General features: G+C 31.0%; 11 protein-coding genes. 4 read left to right on the top strand and 7 right to left on the bottom strand.

All coding sequences use genetic code 11. The features are described from left to right. Nucleotides 1-86 precede the first annotated feature (86 nt). On the bottom strand, nt 87-1,262 hold the full coding sequence (locus N4A55_RS05195) for a polysaccharide deacetylase family protein (protein ID WP_293754444.1): 1,176 nt from the start codon (nt 1,260-1,262) through the stop codon (nt 87-89). A 188-nt stretch (nt 1,263-1,450) separates the two neighbouring features. Here N4A55_RS05195 and N4A55_RS05190 point away from each other — a divergent pair, with 188 nt between their 5' ends. Continuing rightward, on the top strand, nt 1,451-1,903 hold the full coding sequence (locus N4A55_RS05190; RefSeq protein ID WP_293754443.1) for a hypothetical protein: 453 nt from the start codon (nt 1,451-1,453) through the stop codon (nt 1,901-1,903). Here N4A55_RS05190 and N4A55_RS05185 read toward each other — a convergent pair whose 3' ends face one another. Together N4A55_RS05185 and N4A55_RS05180 are read right to left on the bottom strand one after the other, a co-directional pair. Then, nucleotides 1,904-2,188: a hypothetical protein gene (locus N4A55_RS05185; protein ID WP_293754442.1), complete on the bottom strand. Its 285-nt coding sequence runs from the start codon at nt 2,186-2,188 to the stop codon at nt 1,904-1,906. A gap of 24 nt (nt 2,189-2,212) precedes the next feature. Beyond that, nucleotides 2,213-3,109, bottom strand: coding sequence for a YegS/Rv2252/BmrU family lipid kinase (locus N4A55_RS05180; protein ID WP_293754441.1), 897 nt, complete (start codon nt 3,107-3,109; stop codon nt 2,213-2,215). 522 nt (nt 3,110-3,631) lie between these two features. On the opposite strand from N4A55_RS05180, the gene N4A55_RS05175 reads away from it, so the two are divergent. From N4A55_RS05175 to N4A55_RS05165, 3 genes are all read left to right on the top strand, one after another. Further along, complete coding sequence (locus tag N4A55_RS05175) at nt 3,632-4,684, top strand: copper amine oxidase N-terminal domain-containing protein (RefSeq protein WP_293754440.1); 1,053 nt, start codon at nt 3,632-3,634, stop codon at nt 4,682-4,684. 1 nt (nt 4,685) lies between these two features. Continuing rightward, nucleotides 4,686-10,091: a glycine rich domain-containing protein gene (locus tag N4A55_RS05170; protein WP_293754439.1), complete on the top strand. Its 5,406-nt coding sequence runs from the start codon at nt 4,686-4,688 to the stop codon at nt 10,089-10,091. 183 nt (nt 10,092-10,274) lie between these two features. Further along, entirely contained in the window at nt 10,275-11,255 is a 981-nt protein-coding gene (locus N4A55_RS05165; protein ID WP_293754438.1) for a CgeB family protein, read from the top strand. Between the two features lie 77 nt (nt 11,256-11,332). On the opposite strand, the gene N4A55_RS05160 is transcribed toward N4A55_RS05165, so the two are convergent. The 4 genes from N4A55_RS05160 to N4A55_RS05145 all read right to left on the bottom strand — a co-directional run bounded on the left by N4A55_RS05160 (nt 11,333) and on the right by N4A55_RS05145 (nt 16,963). Further along, nucleotides 11,333-12,370 carry an NAD-dependent epimerase gene (locus N4A55_RS05160; RefSeq protein WP_293754437.1) on the bottom strand — a complete coding sequence of 346 codons (1,038 nt, stop codon included), beginning with the start codon at nt 12,368-12,370 and terminating at the stop codon, nt 11,333-11,335. A gap of 24 nt (nt 12,371-12,394) precedes the next feature. After that, on the bottom strand, nt 12,395-14,698 hold the full coding sequence (locus N4A55_RS05155; RefSeq protein ID WP_293754436.1) for a glycosyltransferase: 2,304 nt from the start codon (nt 14,696-14,698) through the stop codon (nt 12,395-12,397). Nucleotides 14,699-14,746: 48 nt separating this feature from the next. Continuing rightward, nucleotides 14,747-15,820, bottom strand: a complete 1,074-nt coding sequence (locus N4A55_RS05150; protein ID WP_293754435.1) for a glycosyltransferase — start codon at nt 15,818-15,820, stop codon at nt 14,747-14,749. 114 nt (nt 15,821-15,934) lie between these two features. Next, the gene (locus N4A55_RS05145; RefSeq protein ID WP_293754434.1) at nt 15,935-16,963 is read right to left on the bottom strand and encodes a hypothetical protein; all 1,029 of its coding nucleotides are present in this window, start codon (nt 16,961-16,963) and stop codon (nt 15,935-15,937) included. Nucleotides 16,964-16,983 lie beyond the last annotated feature (20 nt).

The raw sequence follows: 16,983 nt of genomic DNA, 5'->3' as shown, positions 1-16,983 counted from the left end.
TTTTTTCATGCATAATTATTTTAACAGATTAATTACTATATGTTAAGAAAAAATGACCCAATCATATGTTGATTAGGTCATTTATATTATTGATTTAATTTATATAAGTAAAGCTCTTTTTGTCCTAATTTATCTTTGTTCACGCTATCCTCATCTTTCTCTAATATGGAAATTCTATGTGGGTTTCCATCAGAGATATATTTTTTTTCTGGATGTTGTTCATAATAGTCAAAGAACCATCCCATATCTTGAATTTCTCCTTTTGACCCTCTAGCTCTAGCTACATTCAATGGATCAAACTTTATATGTAGTGGTGGGTAATATAGCGCACTTGCTCCTTCTTTAAAAGCTACAGAGTAATTATATTTAATATTATTGTATTCACCATCTAATACTAGATTACGCAAGGCTTTTACTGGTCTATTTCCAAATGTATATGCTAATGAATCAACTTTATAACCTGGAACAGCATTCTTGATGATCTGATCAACTATACCGATGTTTTTCATTATCTGTCTAGAATCTAATTTACTTAACATTTGTGTTTTATCATGGGATACTGTATGATTACCTACGTCATAACCATTATCTACTAACCATTTGATTCTTTCCTCAACTGTTCCAGCACCTTCAAATATTTTTTGACCATTTATATACAAACCAGCTTTACTATCAAATCCTGGATGTGATTCAGAAAATCTTTCTAGTATTTCAATAGCCGTACCAGGCTTAGGAACTAGGTTTCCATCTTTTTCAATTAATGAAAAAGTTGAACTGAGTCCATCATCAAAAGTAAATACTATAGGTGTATATCCAGCTTCAATATTAATATTATTATCTATATAGTCTCTAACAGATATAGGTCTATATTTATGGTCATACATGTACTGTAACTGCTCAAGAAATTGTTCTTCAGTTACATGATAAGGTGGTAAATCTATAATACCATGATACATAATAACCATTATATGTCCTAATTCATTAGGTTTAACTGCTTGATAATCAATCTCTACTGGTTTCTTTACTTCCTCTTCATCTTTAATTTCAGTATTATCACTTTCATCTTTTATTTTATCATTTTTTTCATTATCATCTTTTATTTCATCATTTTTATCATTATTAACTATTTGTTGTTCATTATTGTCTAACCCTGTACTATTTTCATCTGAATCTATCATTTTACATGATACAATCATTAATACTACAATCATTATTAACACAACTAATTTAGATAGTTTAAAAACTCTACTTTGTTTTGCCATATATCTTTTCATCCTTTCATTGTTTAAGCAGGTAAACTTTAGTGATTAAATTTCTCCTTCCATATTAAATCAAACATACAGCTTATGGATTTCTAAAAATTATATAAAATAATTTTGCATAACCTTCATATTTTAGTCCTATCTTAAATAAAATATATTAATCGGACTATTTGTATAAGGAGGCAATTATGAGATCAACCAAAATTATCGTTCTACAACTAAAACAAATAATATATACTGTACTATTTGTAATAGTTGGAATATGTTTAATATTATTACTTATCTACATGTTAGGTAATAAAAATGATACTAAAACACCTGTAATGGCTACTTATGTTCCTGGAGTATATACATCATCCATTGTAATTGAAAATCAACCAGTAAATGTTGAAGTTGTGGTTGATAAAAATCATATTAACTCAATTAATCTAACCAACCTAGACAATGCTATTGCTACACTTAATCCTGCTCTAGTACCAACATTAAATGACCTTGAAATTCAACTTGTTAATGATACCAGTTTTGAAAACCTAAGCATTAAAACAGATACTAAATATACGTCCTCACTACTTCTTGGCGCAATAGAAAAAGCCCTAGATAAGGCTAAGCCAGAAGACGTACATAATAACAAAAACAAATAATTATAACCTCCAATCAATAAAGTATTTATCTATTTCGTTATGGGTTACAGCAACTAGAAATTTATCAACTATTTTAAATATATCTGTCTCATCTTTTAACTCTACTTTGATAGAATTAGGTCCAAACTTAATTCTATCATTTTTAATCTTTTTATCTTGTACTTTTGCTACCCAAGCTCTGAATCTATCTTCCCAATCATTTATCATAGCTTCTTCTATTTCCTCATAGCCATACATCTCGGCTTTTATTTCTTCAACAAATTCTTCTAATTCTAATTTAATCATAACTACCTCCGTAATATTTCTTTTTTATAAGTTACATATAACTTTCAAAGCTCTTTTTTTAACTTCTATATGAAGTGGATACTCTGGACCTGTTTCTCCATCAATATCTGACTCTTTAAACATTTTAACACCTTCTACACACTCTATATCTATTTTGTTATCTTGGAAAAATACTATGTTCCTATCTTGAAGATGCTCTCCAATTAATATTTTACCAAATAAAACTGCAACTTCATTAATTGTACATGCTTTGATTCCAATAAAATCCATTTTACCATCATCAATCTGTGCATCTACCCCTAATTTATTGAATCCTCCAGCACTTTTCCCATTCAATACCAAGAACAGATAAAAATAATCATCTAATACTTCATCTTTTCTAGTAATCTTGTAGCGAATCTTTCGAAATCTAGGTAGTTGCTGAACACCCTTTATATAATATCCAAGCTTTCCTAATGTATTCTTTAATTCTAAATCCATATTTTGAGATATATTTGTAAATAATCCTCCACAACAGACATTGATAAAGTATTTATCATTTACCTTACCCACGTCTACATTTTTAACATTCATCTTAGCAAGAGTTTCAATACATTCACCATATCTGAAAGGCATCTTAAGATGAGATGCAAAATCGTTGGCAGTTCCTGCTGGAATTACACCTAAAGGTATATCAATATGGTTTTTCATTATACAGTTTACCACTTGGTTGACTGAACCATCCCCTCCAGCTACAATTATTGCACAACAATTATTTAGATCCTGACTTGTTAAGTAATCAGCCATATCATCTTTGCTTCTAGTTCTATGTATTCTAGTTTCATAGCCTACATCTTGGAATATTGATATAAATAAATCTAGGTAAGCTGGAAAATCTAGGTTTCCAGACATTGGATTATATAATAATTGAACATATTTCATAGGATACCTCAAATCTCCTCTATAATTACTTATTGAATAATGCAAATCAGACTTTCATTAGATACAAATTTCTATAAAAAATTTTTCACTTCTAGATTATAACCATCTTAACATAATCTTATTTATCTTTAATTTTCCATAGTAAAACTGCACTAATACCTTACTAATCATTATACACTACTGCCTATCTAACGCAACCTTTTTTTAGAGTAATTAAAATATATTTAATTAATTCAACTTATCTCTATATCATTTGATTGGATATTTTAGAATAGTGTATGATGCAAATACAATTAGTACTAAATCCAACTTTTTCATAAAATATAATTAATATCATTAATTTTTGCAGTATATTATTAAAGTTATAATTATTATGCAAAAAATATTATATATTGACATTATTTTGTTAATATTTTAAAATAAAACATATAATTATATATCGCAATATTATTACTTAATAGACCTAATTTTTAATACACTTAAATCATAATATCAAAACCAATAATGAGGAGGAGAATTATAATGAAAAAAGTAGTAAATTTAATGGTAGCAGTAGTAATGATGATGACAGCAATGATGGTATCAACAGTAACAGCAGAAACTTATGTAACGGTAACAGTAGAGGGAGAAACTGTAGATTTCCCAGATGCTCAACCATTCATAGATGCTAACAATAGAACTCTTGTTCCAATAAGATTCATCAGTGAAGCATTGGGTGGTCAAGTTATCTGGGATGGTGACCTTCAACAAGCAACTATAACATACGATAATAAAGTTATTAAATTAGTTATTAATAAGAAAGAAATAACTGTTGATGATCAAGTACAAGTCATGGACACTCAAGCTATATTGAAAGATTCTAGAACTTATGTTCCTGTAAGATTTGTTAGTGAAGCAATGGGGGCAAATGTAGAGTGGGATAACACTAATTATACAGTTATTATAACTCTAAAGCGTGATACCGTAGATTTGGAAGGAATGACTAATGAGGAAATTATACAACAATTACAGGAGTATCCATACCAAGAAAATAATTTTACAAAACGCATTGAAAACCATGAGTGGCTCGTCGATCGCTATAGCGAGGACAAGGTAATAGAATTTGTTGAAACTGGAAAAAATTATATGGAAACATTCTATAATGTGGATTATAGAACCTATAATAAAGGAGAGTACGTGGAAAAATTAAAATGGTTCTTTTTAGAAAGTTCTTCTTGGATCGCTGATGACCGTATAGAAAGGGATAATGAAGAACATATAAATTACTGGGCTGATATGATAACAAAAAAACAGATAGCTATACATACGGAATTCATAACAGATGAAACTTGCATATATACTAATGGAGATACCATGATAAGAGGAAGAATGAATTATATCATTGAGAGTTGTAATGATATGAAATGGTTAAAAAATTATACTAGATATGGAAATGTTGAACTTGGTAAGAAATATACTTGTGTAGTGGATGTCGAAATAGCAAATTTAGCACGAAAGTCTAAGGAGAAATGGGAAACAGCAGAAAGACTTATTTCTGATGAACACTTTATAACACCAATCAAGGAAGTGAAGTAGATTGAAAAAGATATTAGGTATATTATTAATATTCGTAGTCATATTAAATACATTCTTTATAACTAGTCATGCAGAAGATGGAGAAAAAATACGATTTGATGAATATGGCAATTTGAAGTTTACAACAGTAGGTATAAAAGCAACAACAGGTACCAGATATTCAACTATTGGCTGGCAAATGTTTGACCAAGATAAAACCTCACATAGTAGAAAAAAATCTGTTGTTCTGAAATTAGATCCAGATGATAAATCAAGTAATAAAAGTGAAAATATAGGAGGTAGCCCTAAACGAATTAGGACTACATTCTATATATCATATAAAATGATTACTAAGAGATTAAAAGAAGAAGAAGAAAATAACCCTGGCTGGGCAAATCAACTTTTAATAGATGGAGGTAAGGTGTATTTAGACCCCGTATATACAATTAAACTTGTCAAAGGAAATGATGAGAATTATCTAGGACATCTTAATAAGCGAGGAGAAAAAGCAAATGCAAAAGATGAGGTCTATTATTCATGTGAGGGAGAAGAAACACTTATTAATGGAAAATTCAAACCTGCAAAGTGGCATGGTGGAATAAAGTATGCAAGAGGTTGGCTTCATCCAGATGATTTTAAGGATGATTATAATAAGCAACTAGAATTTCCCTCATTTATATCAAATGTAATTATCCGTCATATGACAAAAGATATACGCGGAAATGATGTAATGATGCCTAATGAAAAGGAAAAAAAAGATTCTTTGGAACATGGCATGTCTCAAACATATTCAAAAAAAGTATTTCCAGGATATAAATACCATTCATGTACTATACAGAAAGATAATGGCACAATTGAAACAAAAACAGATGAATTCATAACAATAACAGGTAAAAATAAGTATCAAGCAAAAAAATTCAACCAAATAGAAGAAGGTTCCTTTAAAGAGGCAAATGTAATCTTCTACTACGTACCCGTCCAAGTAACAGGAACTCACCAATTAAAAGCTGAACCAGATAGTCAGCAGGTTGAAGGCGAAAAAATTGAGCAAATGGCGAATATAACTATCAACCTCACCCAAGGTGCTAAAAGTTTAGAAAACTGGAAAGTTTTTGTTGGTAATAGCCCTGTACAACTCACTGTAAACTTAAAAAGAGATAAAAGCGGAGCCATTATTCAGCCTCAAGCAAATTATACATATAATATTAGTGCTAGACAATTACTTAACTACCTCAGTGGTGAAAAACTATATTATACTGATGATCTTACCCAATATCCAATAGCTGGTGGAGAAACCATAGAATTTGAATATGATGCAGATATAAGTGTGAAAGTACATGATAAAACAATTCCCCTTAGTGGATCCGCAGATGTAGCATCATTCTATAGGAAACCTGAAACAGATGGGTATGTGTCTTCACCAAGTTATTGGTCAGAAATCAAACAAGGTGATGTCTATCATGAACAATTTGAAGCAATGGCAGGAACACCTACAACACGAAATCTCTACTATGCATCAGGAGGGTCAGAATTTATAGTTGATATTGAAGTTGAGTATGTTCCTAACGGAACAGCAACAAGAAGGTATTTATCAAAATATAATGAAGTTTGGTGTGAAAATAGAGATAATCATATAGGTCCTTTACATAACTGTAATCTTCCCCGTAAAACAGGAGGATGGTCCAAATCTAATCCTGGACCTCCTACACCAAGAACCATAACAGGATACGATGGAACAGTACATGCAGAAAATACCAGTGTTAAAAGTAAAAAAGTTGTAACGAGAAAGGCTACTAAAACACAATCAGAAAAATCTCATACCGAATATCAGCAGGTCTGGTCTGGTCTTTCTAGCCATACAGGCTGTGGTCCATGTTGTAACCATAGAGTTGGCGGTTATAGTGATACATGGAGTCAAAATATAACGTTTGATTATATGAAAATCAAAAAAGTGAATGTATGGGAGATTAAACAGTCAAAAGTTGATGGTATGAGAGAGATTATCGGTACAGATGAAGTAATAGCTACAATTAAGAAAGGTAATCCAAACATATTCTGGAACATAGCAAGTAATGATACAAGTAGAAATCATCGCTTAAGATATTCTCTTGAAACAGATCAACATGATTTTGTAACGTGGACTGAAGGAGATTCAGATAATAAATGTAGTAATAGTAAAGACTCTGGACCAGTTAATGAGCAAAAACAGTTTAACTATAGAAGAAATCTACCAAACAATGCCATTGCTATTTCAGACTTCTTAATACTACAAACATCATCAGGAGATCAGTCTGTCATATACTTTCAGTCAGACCCTTCGCCTACAATGAAAACAACGGATTTACTAGAGGTACCTAAGACAAGTAAAGAAGAAATGTGGGATAATAATCCCCTATCAGCTTCTAAGTGGAGTGAAGATCATATCAATATTGGTTCATATAATGGTAAATATTATCGACCAAATGAAAAATATAAAGGAAGCGGTAATCGTACAAGAGTATCAACTATATTTGATAGTAACCCATTTGGTAAAAACAGGCCCTCAAGACCATCCACTGAATTACGCTTAATAAATACCTCACTTGATATAATGGATGAAATACCTAATGGAGAATATATAACAGGACACTCAAGCATATTTTATGAATTAAGATTATCACGTGGTAGTGGAAGCACAGCATATAGTAAATCAAGAAATAGTAAATATGGTATGAATGGACAAGAATTCAAAACAACCTATTCTGATAACCATACCAAAGTTAACGATATTGTTATACATAATCCAGTATCAGCAGAAAATGCCATAGTCATACCACTCCCAAAAGCAAGAGATCAAAGAACACCATCAACCAAAAATATTGGGGGTAATTGTCAAGAGGATTTAGAAGAAGTAGAATGGGTTTTAGACTGTAAATATACAGGTGGACATGAACATACACCAAGTTGTTATACAACAACAAGAGTAATTAACCCTAATTATGTACAACCCCAAGAGGCTACCACATATACTTATAACTATATTGGAAGACAGCAGACTTTTACAGCACCTTGTGATGGTATCTATAAACTTGAAACATGGGGCGCAGCAGGAGGTACAAGCTATAGTGATGATAGAGGCTATGGTGGTAAAGGCGGTTATTCCTATGGAGAAAAATATCTAAGAAAAGGAGATATGTTATACCTATATGTAGGTGGAAAAGGTTCTGATGGTTATCCAAGAGATGGTTATGCATACGGAGGATATAATGGTGGTGGTAGTGGTTCCCAATATGGTCGTTCAGATGAATGTGGTTCTGGAGGCGGTGGAGCTACAGATATAAGAACTAGTACCTCCCTATTTTCAAGAATTATTGTCGCAGGCGGCGGCGGTGGTGCTGGAGAAGATAGCGAAGAAGGCGGACATGGCGGAGGTATGTCGGGAACATTTGGAGGTTCTAATAATTCACCAGGGACACAAACATCAGGTTATCAACTAGGTAGAGGTGAGAATTGTTCATCGTCAGATAGCGGTGGCGGTGGCGGTGGTGGTTATTACGGAGGTCGCACGGATACAGAACAAGCAGGGGCTGGTGGTTCAGGGTATATTGGTGGTGTATCCAATGGTACCACATCATCAGGAATTAATAGTGGTTACGGTAAGATAAAAATAACTACTCCTAAGATTATTTCATCAGAACCTCAGTATATCACAGTAAAAACATTAAATTGTACAGAACCACACCATGAAGGAGGACATTATCCAGAATGCTACAAAGAAATAAGTGATACAATCTCTGCTAATAAGCCAGTAATTATTTATGATGAAGGATCAGGTCAAAATGAAAACGTTAGCCCTGGAAATTTTATAAACTTAGACTACCCATTCCAAATATATTTTCCAAGTACAGGAGACTTTTATGGTAATGGTCAATTAGGGATTGGTAAGACAACCAAAACAAGAGGTAAAGGTTTTGTCAATGATATGGATACAAGCGAATGGATTGCCAAAAAAAGTGTAACCTTCGGATTCAATGTCATCTATAACGGTAAGATGTATGAAAAATGGGAAGAAATATCACTCCCCGTAGGCGGTAGTAAGTACAATTTCTATTGTCCTCTTGCTAATAACGAAGAAATAAGTTCATTAGTAACATTTAAGGTAATAGCTAATAATGGTGATATAGATAATAATAAATATCCAACTAATAAAGTAAGATATTACAATAAAGGAGCTTTACACAGTGCACTTAGAAAATATAATATTGATGTTGTAGGAAGAATTGGCAATCTCGTCATAGAAGATACACAAGACTTCAGATATTCTAACCTATTCAAAGAACCATTGTCTAGTTGGTATACAGATGCTGATTGGTATGTTAATCAAGTAATTAAAAAAGTAGATATAATGAAACAGAATAATGTAGTTGGAAGTTATATGGATATAAGGGGTGATAAAGCAGATGATAGTAATCATTTTCTTAATACTTATGGGTTACTTGAACATCTTAATAAACCAAGTGAGTACTTATGGAGACAACACAATAAGCCCAATACAAGTTGGAAGCCTATCTACTTCCCTCTTTCACCTAGCGATAATAATATAGAGTTATTAAAAGATAAACCACTTACCATTGGATACAAATTATTAGCAGATGTACAAACAATAGGCAACTATTATACGGATGTTCAGATAATGCCCTACTATTACTATTTGGATATGACAAAAAACCCCTCAGATCCAGATTATATTACACCTCTAGATATTTATATTAATGTAAGTGGTGCGTATAAACCCTTTAATATATTTGACGCAGCTAGATCAGGAGCAGATACAAGTATGCTATATCCCTATAAGTATGTTTATAATTGGGACGAAGAAAAGATCAGAAGAAATTATTCACAAGAGGAAGGAGAGTTAACAAGACGTGTAGCTGCGAAATATGGCTATACAGATAGTAATGGCAATACTAAACCTCTAGTAACTCCATCAGCAATTAGCAATCAATTAGGAAATGGACAAGTCATTTTTCTAAAAGGCAGAAATAGGACATTCATAGGAACTGATCAAACAAAAGGAATGGATAAGAATCCAGGAAGGAAGGTATCATCGTTATTTTATGGACTACAAGCTCAACGATGGCATTTTACACTTGGACTACCATCATCTGCAGTAGCAGTAAAACATGGTGATATGTTAAAAAATGAAAATATAAGGAAATTGCATTCTAAAGATGGTCTAATCCTCATGGCAGCAAATATAGAATCAGTGGGTAATGTCTATACATTACAATATGCCCATACAAACAATCCCATAAAGATTGGAAAGGTAGGAACCAGTAATTATCGTGAATACCCAATACCATCGTCAGATATACCTTATTCAGTAATTAGTGTATATTCAGCATGGAAATCATCCCGAGATGACTTAACCATATCGGGTACCCATTAAGGAATAAACCAAAATAACTTAAGAAAACAAATTAATAACTAATGGGTAAGTTATATTTAATAATTCATATAAAACTTACCCATTTCATTTTACGAATTTATCTCTTAAATATAAATGTATAATGTTCTATTTCATTAATAACTGTAATACTGTTATTATATAACTTAAAAATAAGGAGTTTTTATGAAAGTATTGTTTTTTGAAAAAGATGACCGTTTTGTATTTGGACTTCCACTGGGTTTTCGTGATGCAGGACACAAAATTCTAGTCTCTGGATCAATAAATGAAGAAAAAGTATATAGACTTATTAATAAATTCCAACCAGATCTAATTATTCTAATGGGATGGACTGTAGAGCATACTGACTCTAATCTAAAACTAATAGGAGTAACCTGTGACAAATATAAGATTCCTCTAGTATATTGGGCTACTGAAGACCCGACATTTATTAATGAGTTTTCTATTCCTTTAATAAAAAAGACCAATCCCAAATATATATTTACAATTTCGCCATCTTGTATCCCTATATATAAATCTCTTAGAATTGGTGCAGCCCATTTACCTTTTGCATATCAACCATGTATTCATCAACCTGTTACATGTGAAAAATGGTGTAAAAAAAATATAGCGGTTGTGGCTAATGCTTATCCTAATGTCCTCTCCTGGGATGAAAATCATTATAGACATAAATCTCTTAACATATTAATTAAACCACTAATACAAAATGATATCCCAGTTGACTTCTGGGGAAAATATTGGGATAAAATGGAACCTTATCTAGGAACAACAATAAACTCTAACAATATCCATGGCCACCTAAACTATCTACAAGCTAATAATGTTTATAGATGCTCTAACATGATAATAGGTCTCCAAAATTATCATGATGAATCAATAACAATGAGAACCTATGAAATACTTGGTTCCAGAGGATTCTTAATAACTTCTTATAACAGCAAGTTATGCGAATTATTTACTCCTGATAAAGATTTGATTGTATCTTCTTGTGAGAGGGAAACACTAGATTATGTTGATTTCTATTCAAAGCATCCAGAACTTAGAGAAAAAATAAAAGAAAATGGCAATAAGGCTGTTAGTGAACATACTTATAAGCATAGAGCAAAAAAAATGATTTATACATTACAAAAAGAGGGAATACTATAAAAATCTTGCTGATATGTAGGGTTTATGATAATAATAATCATGGACTGCCTGTAGCAGTCCTTTTTCGCTTTTCATAGTTATCTATTATAATAATCCCTATACCAATCAACAAACTCAGTGATACCGTCTTCAATATCAGTCTTGGGTTTAAAACCAATATCCTTTTTTAGGTCACTAATGTCTGCATATGTTTTTGGCACATCACCTGACTGCATGGGAAGATAGTTTTTAATTGCAGATTTTCCTAATTTATCTTCTAAAACTGATATGAAATACTCTAATTCTACTGGACAGTTATTACCAATGTTATATACCTTATATGGAGCAAAACTTTTACTACACTCATTATTCTTATCATTCCATTCTTTGTCTCTTTTTGGAATATGATTTAATAACTTAACAATACCTTCTACAATATCATCTACATAAGTAAAATCTCTTACCATCTTACCATAATTGAAAACATTGATTGGCTTATCCTTAAGAATGGCATCAGTAAATAAAAACAGTGCCATATCAGGTCTTCCCCATGGTCCATACACAGTAAAAAATCTAAGTCCTGTTGTAGGTAGATTATATAAATGGCTATAAGTATGTGCCATTAGCTCATTAGCTTTTTTAGTGGCCGCATACAGACTTACTGGATGGTCTACATTATGGTTAGTTGAAAAAGGGACTTGCTTATTACCACCATAAACTGAACTTGAAGATGCATATACTAGATGTCTGATATCATGATTTTTACACGCTTCCAATATACTTAAGAATCCAACTATATTAGAATCTATATAAGCTTTTGGATTTTTCAAACTGTATCTTACTCCTGCTTGTGCTGCCAAATTAACTACATACATAATATTATTATCTACAAAAATATTATTAATTTCTTTTTCATCTTCTAATGATACTTTATATAATTTAAAATTATTATATTTCTTCAGAATATCAAGTCTTGAATATTTCAAATTAATATCATAATAATCATTGATATTATCAACACCTATTACTTCTATGTTTTCCTTCAATAGATATTCTGACAAATGAAATCCTATGAAACCAGCACAACCTGTTACTAATATTTGTTCATTAGGTAATTTCAACTTTTCTTTGTTCAATTATAGCTCCCCTCACTAATAGTTTTATAATAAATCATTAGACTTATATCCAAGCTTTTTAAAAAATTCTATATTTTGTAATATACTTTCTTCATAGGGATTAAGACTTTTAGCTATTTCATTATATTTAAAAGCTTTTTTTGCATCACCTTGTTGATAATAGCATACACATAATTGTACATAGGGTTTCCAAGTCCAAGAATCTTTGTCAATTATGAATTCATTATTTCTAGGCGGCTTTAAACTAGTTGCTAACTCATACCAAAATATAGCCTTATCATAATTTTTTTCTTTTAAGTATGTAAATCCTATAAAACAGCATTCTTCTGCTCTAGGTAATGTATATTTAAATGTCAAGTAACAATACAACCTGCTTTCATCATACATTTGTTTATAATAGTAACATAAATATATTTTTCTATATGCTTCGATTATTTTTTCCTTATCATCATTATATTCATTAATGAATTCAATAAAACTGTTAATTGCTTCATCGTATAATCTATTATTGAAAAGTCTCATAGCATAATCGTACATTTCTTCCATTTTTGATATATTACCCTCCTTTATAATATTTCTACCATTATTTTTTATATAACTTTTTATCTCTTCAGCCTTAGATATTATATCTATAATAAACTCTTCATATACGATACCTTCACCTAATACATTTATTTCTTTGAAGATTTCACTAACTTTTTCTATATGTTTTTGTTTGCATAGAACTAATAAATATAAGAAATAAAAATCCGAATATTTTTCTTTTTTATTTAACTCCTTATTTATTAATTGTATAGCTTCATCAAGCTTATTTGTTTTTAATAAACCGTATACTAACCACTTATTATATACACTATTATCCTCTATTGATAATCTATTTCTAAGATATTTTATAGCTTCATTATATTTACTAGCCTGTAGTATTATATATAAATTTTTAATTTTTTCATCTTCTATAGATTCAATATCTCCATTTACCTTAGTATAACAATACTCTTTATCATTACACTTAACATATCTATATGCAGCCAACTCCCATCTTGCTATGTTGAATTCATTGATTACTTTATATATTACAGGCACATATACTTTATCTCTTTGGGTAGTATGCAATATACTAATGAACTTCAAATACTCCTCTTCGTTTTCAAAATCTATATCTTGAAATTTTATTGTCCAATCTTCTATACTATTTATATTCTTAACTTGATACATATTAATATAATTATAATGATTATTTAGCTCATTTATTATTGAATTCCAATTGAATTTTCTTACTGTCTTTAGTCCATTTTCAATCAATATCTTTCTTAGAGAATCATTATTAATTAGTTCCATAATTTTTTGAGCCATTTCATATGAATCTTTTACCTTTGTTACTAAAGCATTATAATAATTAACTACATAATCTCTAATTCCTATACTATCAGTAGTTATCACTGGACATCCACAAGACATTGCTTCTAATACTGGTAATGAAAAAGATTCATAGTGGGATCCACTAATAAACATCTCTGCATTTTGATATAATCTTGCTATTTCTTTTTGACTAGGTGATATGAATACTTTTGTTATAATATCTTCATTATAAGTTGAAGGTATTACTGGAGTTATCCAATATACTCTCATCTCTGGGATACTTGTTTTTACAATTCTACATGCAGTCACAACATCCTGTATTCCTTTAAAATTAAGCTTATCAGAACCCATAATCAATATATACTTTTCTCTTTCCTTATTGACTTCTTCCAAAGTATTTTTATGAAATGTATTATTATCTATGGCATTATAGATTACATGTGAATCCATACTATAATTTTTTTTAATAAGTTTAGCAGCTTCATTGGAAACTGTTATTATGCTGTTAGCAAGTGAAAACTGCAGTTTGATGAACTCTTTATATTTATCAAGTAATCTATCAAAATGAAAAAGATGATAATCACCTTGCTCAAAATATATAACTGGTGCTATATTAGTTCTTACACAATCACCTATATGAGTATAATAGGTCGCAACTATCAGATCACAAAATGGTATGCACATTGATAATTTGGTAGTAAATGGTACTTGAATGTAATTACATTCAATATTGAACCAATTAGGTTTTGGAAAATATGCTACAATAGTTACTTTATTACCCAACCTCATCAATCTATTTGCATGTTCAAAGATAATCTTAGCAGCTCCACATATGGTAGTATTACTCATCACATATACAATGTGATAGAATTTGTTATTTTGTCTCTTTTTAACTAATATTTCTTTAGTGATATCATAGTTACTCTCTATACGTTTATCAACATTTTCTTTTAATATCTCTTCTATCATACATATCTCCTAACCTCTAAATGAAATACTAGATAGTAGAATTTCTAATTATTTATATCCCAGTTCTCTGAAAAACTTTTCATTATATTTTATGCTCTCATTATTACTATTATATCTTGAAGCAATTTTATTATGTTCATATGACTTATCGGTATCTCCTAATTTATAATAGCAGACACATAATTGTAAATGTGGTAGCCAAGTATAAGTATTTTCATTAATATAACCCCAATCACTTGATGGCTTTTCTAATTTCGTTGCAAGTTCATACCAAAAGGCAGCTTTTTCTATTTCATTTTGGTTCAAGTATGATAATCCTAATCTACAACAGGCTTCTCCACGTGGTAAATCATATTCAAAGGTCTTGAAGCAATATCTTCTACCTTCATCATATTCTTTTATATTAAAATAATAATCAGCTATTTTCTCACAAGCAACAATGTTATCCTCTTTCCATCCCTTATTATCCTCTAAGTATTCGTCAAATACCTTTATCCCCTCTTCATACATTTTGTTATCAAATAGTTCTTTTCCATAATAATATTTCTCTCTAGGATTTAATCTATATCCCTCTTTTATTTTCTGTTTATATATATTAATATTTCTTGGTCCAGCATTATGAACTCTCTTGTGAGTTATACAGATATCTGTATTAGAAACTTTTCCTTTTACATCAATATATTCATGAACGAATCCATGCCATTTATATTTTCTTTTTCTTTTAACCATTCTATTCCTTCTAAATCTTAGAATAACATTTCCCATATCATCAAATGCATAGTTATAAAACATTGAATAGGCGTCTATTTTCTTATCAATGCTACGCTTTAACTTTTTGAATTTCTTTCTATCTTCTTCCAACAAAACATCATCTGCATCTAACCACAATATATAATCACTTGTCGCTTTTGCAAAACTATAATTTCTTGCTGCAGCAAAATCATTTATCCACTTGAAATCATAAATTTTAGCTTTGAATTTTTTTGCAATTTCCTTTGTTTTATCTGTAGAACCAGTATCAACTATAATAATCTCATCCACTAGATTCCCAACTGATGAAAGGCAATTACCTAAAACATCCTCTTCATTCTTAACTATCATGCATAAACTTATTGTGTACACTTTATTCCTCCAAAAAATATCTTTCATAATTATTATATGCATATTAATTTATTTAGCGACGACTACAAATAAATAACTAAAAATAAAAGAATGTACAACACCCTTTTATACATATTAAGCTCTTTTAACATCAGCTATTTTATATATAGTAAGTGCATAATAATCTTGGAAACTACCTGAGCTAGGTGGCCTTACTAATACTATACCAAGACCAACACCTACTATTGTAAGGTTTTGAATATTATCAAAGTTATCATCACCGAGTGTATTTATGTTAACAGTACTAGATCCTAATTCAATTAATACCTCTCTTAATGGAGCTTCACAGTATTCACACTCTCCAAGGATTGGCGTTGTTGGTATTGTTAATCCTTCTAATAATTCTTCTTCAGTATTAACTCGTGTATCTATAGTGTATCTTAATCCTACTAATTGACATATAGGAACAATGAAGTCTCCTATTACTGTAATATGATTAACTACATGTGTTAATGGGCTTTGGTTTATTCGCTGTTGCTGAGTTGTTGTAGAAAAATCAACTGTCAAGATACCTAAATCTATTAGATTATCAATAAATTTATCCCATGGCTCAACACAACATTCACATAAACCTGCTCCTGGTGGTCCAGTGTCCCCTGTTGGTCCTATTGGTCCTATTGGTCCTATTGGTCCTATTGGTCCTATTGGTCCTATTGGTCCTATTGGTCCTGTTGCCCCTGTTGGTCCCATTGCCCCTGATGATCCTTTTGGTCCCATTGCTCCCCTTGGCCCTGGTGGTCCTGTTGGTCCCATTGCCCCCATTGGCCCTGGTGATCCTGTTGAGCCTTTTTTACCTTTTTTACCTTTTGGGCCTCTTTCTCCTGTTGCACCCCTTTCTCCTGTTGGACCCATTGGTCCTCTTAATCCTTTTGGACCTCGTAGTCCCATTGGCCCTGGTGGTCCTTCTTTTCTTAGTGAACCTTTTATACATAATTTAACTGGGGTACAAACAATACAGCCATCCTTATCCTTTTCTTTCTTACATTGAAATAAAATATTATCGTTGCAACAATATGACAAATAATCTATACAAGTTTCTTTATCAGCATCATTACAATATTTATATTTATTAGAACATGGATGAACGTCGTGTGTCTTACTCAAATCTTTTCACCTCCTTAGTT

Source organism: Vallitalea sp., from assembly GCF_025211055.1.
In the GTDB taxonomy this organism is placed as follows: Bacteria; Bacillota; Clostridia; order Lachnospirales; family Vallitaleaceae; genus Vallitalea.
This window is presented reverse-complemented; position numbering and strand designations above follow the sequence as displayed.